The sequence below is a fragment of the Enterobacter sp. ZOR0014 genome (assembly GCF_000798855.1).
In the GTDB taxonomy this organism is placed as follows: Bacteria; Pseudomonadota; Gammaproteobacteria; order Enterobacterales; family Enterobacteriaceae; genus Enterobacter; species Enterobacter kobei.
This window is the reverse complement of record NZ_JTLF01000300.1, coordinates 1-5,041: the sequence shown is the minus strand read 5'-3', so window position 1 is coordinate 5,041 and position 5,041 is coordinate 1. Positions and strand designations below refer to the sequence as shown.

Genomic DNA, 5,041 nt, shown 5'->3' with positions numbered 1-5,041 from the left:
ATGGCAGTTTATTAAATAAGAAGGTGCTAATATGATTAGTTCATGGCTCTACAGAAAACTACTCAAAAAATCCCAGCGTGAAGGTTTTGAATCTATTTTTATAAAAATGGTCAATGAAGTTCAAAACGCATATCCATACGCTAAAATGCATCTTAACCCTTTTATTCTTTATCGATTATTTAAAAAATCTCGACATCATAGTCAGAGTCAGCCATCTTGGTCTAACGACCATCATTAATTTTCATTTTGGGTTGTTTTGCTGGCTGTTCGGGAGCTGGCCTAGTATAATATTTAAACCAAACGTACATATAGCATGGAGTAATAAAATAATGTTCAAAATGTCACTAGCCCTCATCATGCTCGGACTTAGTTGCTCTGTATTTGCTGTTGGTATTCCTGTTATTAATCCCGGTAAACCAATAAAAATATCTGAAAGTGCTATTTATAGTTGTGATAGTAACGGTAATGCGCTGGAAGAAGGTAGCGCCATGCGTTATAAAAATAAAACTGTGATTTGTCGCAACGATAATCTATGGGCTGACGGGAAAGCGTTAAGCTTTGTGGATGTAACCTCGGAAGTTATTGGTGAAGCTATAAAAACTCAAGAGGATATGAAATCCAATGGTAATAGTGTAGACGTTATTAATATTAACGCTATTTATAAAAATGGATTACAGACTATTAAATTTAGAAGTGTAGACAATACTTGTGACTACTACGGTAAATCTCAAGCTGTTAATGATGAAGTAAAATTGATAGCCGTTACACACAGGGTTTGTAAAAATATTGACACGTCAGTGAATATGTTCGCTCAACTAAATTCCCCAATAAATCTTGATTCTCAATGGGTTCCAGCTGGTTCAAAATGGACACTCAGATAACTAACACGCCACAAAATGTTGCATAACGTCCAGTTCTGCTGGCAGTGTAAGATCTGGCCTGGTATATTAAGAATATAACTCTGATGCTCAAATGAGGTTGTGCTGATGGAATACAAACTTTATCTATACTGGCTACATGGAAGATACGGCTATGACATCCCTATTGTTGAAAATGCGTATTTTTTAGCGGCTACGTCAATGGAAGATGCCATGAAGAAGCTTAATAAGGTGATTGATGATGGATATCAAGTTTACAATGTCAGGGAATGCAATGTTGATGAACTACCGGATATTTTCGCTAAACTCCCTCGCCGGTAATTTCGCCTTGTTTTGCTGGCTGTACGGGATCTGGCTTGGTATAATATTTAAAGAAAGGATATAGTAAGAATGATAAATCTAGCAATGAAGGTGATCAGCATAAGAAGTATTATTTCAAAGGCAATACTAAGTATCAATGTCACTGCCGATAACTATCACCTCAATGAGAACATCAAAAAGTCTGTAGAACGTTCGTGCGATGTTGTTAATCATATTGCACAAGCAATTATCGGTGATTTCATTAAACCAAACATTCTTATTCAAGATTTACAATCAGCTAAATATCTTATTGAAGTCTTTGAAAAAGAATTTTTTCATGTTAGTTCAACTGTGCCGACAAAGAATGAAATCGATGTCCTCATTAAAGAGATAGAACGGAAAGCGGCTTAATTGCTGGCATTCTGTCAGCTGCAGCTGCGCGGCCACGCTCAAAAATGCTGGCGTAATTTCCTCTCCGGATGCGCAGCCGGTCGCAGAACTGCTGGCAAACCGCCCCCGTTACGTAACTCCCGCGCCACTTTGGACGTTCTGGTTATTCTTTCCAGTAGACTGACTGTTACACACAGGATAGGATAGCTTCTATGGTTAAATTTCTAGGTGAAGTTATGAGTTCGTCGGCTGCTGTAACCGTTATAACTGGTGTTCTTGTCTTTGTTGGTGGTCAGCTCATTGTAAAGAGCGCGATTGAACCTTATATAGCATTCAAGGAACAATTGGGAAAAATATCATATCTGTTATTAGCTAACCAAGCTAAATTAGCTAATCCTTGTGCTGCTGAAATGTCTGAAATCATCCATGATTTGAAAGATGCCGCTGCTCAGTTAATGGCGAAGCATTCAGCCTTACCTTTCTATATCAAAAAATTCCATTTCGGATTGCGCTTTGTTCCATCAACGCCTGAAATTCTTGGTTCGGCGAAAAATTTGAATTTGATAGCATCAATACATGAAGGTAAAAGCAAGGAAAGCACATATGAGCACATAGCCGAGATTGGACGTATGCTCAAAATCCCAACCACCTATTCCCTTTAATCTTCACGCCGATCTGGATACTCATATTATTCCGTCTATTGCTGGCATTCTGTCAGTTGCAGCTGCGCGGCCAGATGCAATGTTGCTGGCATAACCCGCCCTCGATGCGCCGGTGCGGTTGCAGAACTGCTGGTAAACCCTATCTGTTACGTAATCCTTTCGCCACTTTGGACGTTCAGGTTTTTCTGTCCAGTTATACAGCACCATCCCGCTTTTATCCCCCGTTTCTGTGGATAATCAACATATGGTGTCCATGTCGGCTGCGGCAGATACTATATATAGTGTCCATCATGCTGCCGTCGCCCCCTCCCCTGCCCCGAACCACCTGAAAACGCCGTCGCCAGCCTGGACAGAACGGCATATCCGGAAAAAATGTCCAGTAAAGGGATTTCGGTGATCGGAGTTTTTGCAGTCGGACACCGGCGCGGATTAGGTCATAATTGAGGCGACAGTCCGGAACGCGAGATTTTAAAAATTGAGTCATTTACCCCGCGAAATTTTGCAGAATTCACGTAGCGACGCCTGGCTAAATCCGGGCAATGCTCCCCTGCCGCTCGAAACCGCCAGGGCAATGAGGGATTACGCCGCACAGCTGGGCGGTGAACTTCCCAAATACCTGCTCGCCCCGGAAGTGGCCGTACTGCTTTCTTACCTGCCCGATCTTAATCAGCGTATGTATTTCGATACGCTCTGGAACACCGGTGCACGTCCGGGTGAAGGAATGGCATTAAGGCCGGTTGATTTTGTGCTGGAACCGACGCGCCAGCATCCACAGCCACTTGCCGTGGTGAAGACGCTGAAGCAACGCGAACGGGAATCCAGTCGTCCCCCCGGACGACCACGTAAAGAAACGCAGCCGATGTATCACCCTGATTCGCGCTACCGGAAACCGCCAGAGCCAGTAACGCGCCTGGTTCCCTTACTTGATGCCGGATATGCGTTACGAATGAGGGAATTTCTGACGACATGGCGCAAACGTGTGAAGCATCAACCTGTGTGGCCGATCACCTCCCGGCAAACGCCGGTTAACTGGCTCAATGCTGCCCTGTTGCGTGCGGCAAGTGACGGTGTAACATTTCCGATAACCGTTACACCACATACCTTTCGTCACAGCTTCGCGATGCATTTGCTCATGAATGGAGTACCGCAAAAGGTCTTACAGGGATTACTCGGCCACCGTTACAGCCGCAGCACTGAGGCTTACACGCGAGTCTTTGCAATGGATGTTCTGGCTATGAAGGGACTTAATTTTTCAATGGATTTATCCATTGCACGTACTTTCATTTACTCGAATAGCAAAACCGCCTGACGGCGGTTTGTATGCACAATGTATTTACAACAGGAATACACATTAAATACAGTGTATTTTCTAACGTGGACTGAATCCAGCTTCGCTTAGCGCACGCAATACAGCATTATTGCATGTGACGTAAATGGATTAATTATGTATTTGCATTATATTTACGATGTAAATACACTATAAATACAACGTATTCACTTGCTACATTTTGGCACTTTCAAGTATCCAGTGTTTTTTTGTGTTTTCGTCCAGACTTTGCCAGGCTGCAAGAGCCGCTTTTAAAATGTCGGTATTCCCTTGCCCCATCAGTTTTGCGTCAGCTTCCATTACATCTATAAAGACCTGATTCAGCCGGTATGTTCTCGATACTGCCCTTCCCTTTGCTGGGCGCTTGTCGCCGTCAGCTATAAATCTGGCAACTTCGTGCGCTGTAGGAGTTGCAACCTGATCTACATTGGCGCTAGGTTTCTTCAAAATAATGGACATATGTTAATCCTCGAATTACACATGGAATACAATGTAAATACACTAACGTAAATACATTGTATTGTCTATATGTAAATACATTGTATTCCTAAAGTATTCCAATTTCCTGGGCGAACAGCTCTATTTGCCCTTTTGCTTTTCCTAGACTGTTTCCACGAGCTACATCGTGTACACCGGCACCTTCGTTACATGCGCTTTCGAAAATATCTAAAGCTGAAATACGAATTCTTAACGGTTGAATCCATACAGGATCTGAACGCAGCAACTTATCAAGTTCGATAGCATCCTTTACTTTGCTCGGCTTGTTAGCCTCAATTCGGGTAAACAGTACCCACGGCTGCAATCGCGTGTTAACCGACTGAGCTTTGCGTACCTTATCGGTTACATCTGTCAGAGTGTCACGCTCAAACCCGGACGATGGTTTTACCAGCGTAACAAGAATATCCGCCACAGTAAGAGCACTACGAAACTCCTGGCTATCATGCCCTGCGCAGTCAACAAGCAAGACCCCATGCAAATCTGACAGCCGTTTAATTTCTTTACTGATATCACCATAGGCTTCATACACAGGAACTGCCGGAAGTCCATTTTGCTGACGTTTTGTGTTCCAGTTGATTAAGTCTGGGTTTTTATCCGATTTAAGAATGCCCACAGACTTTCCTTTGCTTACAAGAGCAGAGGCAACGTTGGCTACTGTCGTTGTTTTACCAACGCCGCCCTTGTCTGAACCGAAGACCGCTGATTTACCCATTTAGCACTCCTTCAAGATTTACAGTGTAGTTATCGTGTAAATACACAAACGTATTTACCATGTCATTACGCTGTATTGTACAAAGTGCATTTATAATGTCAATACACCGTATTCCATAATAAGTACATACATTGTAAATACACTGTAATGCTTTAGGTATTCACACCTTCTTTTATTCCGGATTGACGTCAAAAAAAGTCTGGCAATCGCGCCCGGGTTAACCAATATGCCAGCAAAAAAGCGTCGCCGGTCGCAGCTGCAGCTGGCGAAATGC

At 43.1% G+C, this 5,041-nt stretch carries 7 protein-coding genes; 5 read left to right on the top strand and 2 right to left on the bottom strand.

The window, feature by feature from the left end; translation table 11 throughout:
* Positions 1-329 precede the first annotated feature (329 nt).
* The 5 genes from L977_RS15650 (at position 330) to L977_RS15630 (ending at position 3,539) form a co-directional block, all read left to right on the top strand.
* Positions 330-881 (top strand): hypothetical protein, encoded by a 552-nt coding sequence (locus L977_RS15650; protein ID WP_156118179.1) that lies wholly within the window; start codon positions 330-332, stop codon positions 879-881.
* A gap of 105 nt (positions 882-986) precedes the next feature.
* A complete protein-coding gene (locus tag L977_RS15645; RefSeq protein WP_032679790.1) occupies positions 987-1,199 on the top strand; it encodes a hypothetical protein in 213 nt (70 codons plus the stop codon).
* 69 nt (positions 1,200-1,268) lie between these two features.
* Entirely contained in the window at positions 1,269-1,589 is a 321-nt protein-coding gene (locus tag L977_RS15640; RefSeq protein ID WP_047626129.1) for a hypothetical protein, read from the top strand.
* 191 nt (positions 1,590-1,780) lie between these two features.
* On the top strand, positions 1,781-2,230 hold the full coding sequence (locus L977_RS15635) for a hypothetical protein (protein WP_047626127.1): 450 nt from the start codon (positions 1,781-1,783) through the stop codon (positions 2,228-2,230).
* A gap of 475 nt (positions 2,231-2,705) precedes the next feature.
* The gene (locus tag L977_RS15630) at positions 2,706-3,539 is read left to right on the top strand and encodes a tyrosine-type recombinase/integrase (protein ID WP_047626126.1); all 834 of its coding nucleotides are present in this window, start codon (positions 2,706-2,708) and stop codon (positions 3,537-3,539) included.
* A 192-nt stretch (positions 3,540-3,731) separates the two neighbouring features.
* Here the strand turns inward: L977_RS15630 and L977_RS15625 are convergent, their stop codons facing one another.
* The gene (locus L977_RS15625; protein ID WP_032679786.1) at positions 3,732-4,016 is read right to left on the bottom strand and encodes a hypothetical protein; all 285 of its coding nucleotides are present in this window, start codon (positions 4,014-4,016) and stop codon (positions 3,732-3,734) included.
* 88 nt (positions 4,017-4,104) lie between these two features.
* Positions 4,105-4,767 carry a division plane positioning ATPase MipZ gene (locus tag L977_RS15620; protein WP_047626125.1) on the bottom strand — a complete coding sequence of 221 codons (663 nt, stop codon included), beginning with the start codon at positions 4,765-4,767 and terminating at the stop codon, positions 4,105-4,107.
* Positions 4,768-5,041 lie beyond the last annotated feature (274 nt).

Coding starts and splice junctions, on each gene's coding strand:
- L977_RS15620 (WP_047626125.1), bottom strand. CDS start 4,767: ATGGGTAAATCAGCGGTCTTCGGTTCAGACAAGGGCGGCGTTGGTAAA.
- L977_RS15650 (WP_156118179.1), top strand. CDS start 330: ATGTTCAAAATGTCACTAGCCCTCATCATGCTCGGACTTAGTTGCTCT.
- L977_RS15635 (WP_047626127.1), top strand. CDS start 1,781: ATGGTTAAATTTCTAGGTGAAGTTATGAGTTCGTCGGCTGCTGTAACC.
- L977_RS15625 (WP_032679786.1), bottom strand. CDS start 4,016: ATGTCCATTATTTTGAAGAAACCTAGCGCCAATGTAGATCAGGTTGCA.
- L977_RS15645 (WP_032679790.1), top strand. CDS start 987: ATGGAATACAAACTTTATCTATACTGGCTACATGGAAGATACGGCTAT.
- L977_RS15640 (WP_047626129.1), top strand. CDS start 1,269: ATGATAAATCTAGCAATGAAGGTGATCAGCATAAGAAGTATTATTTCA.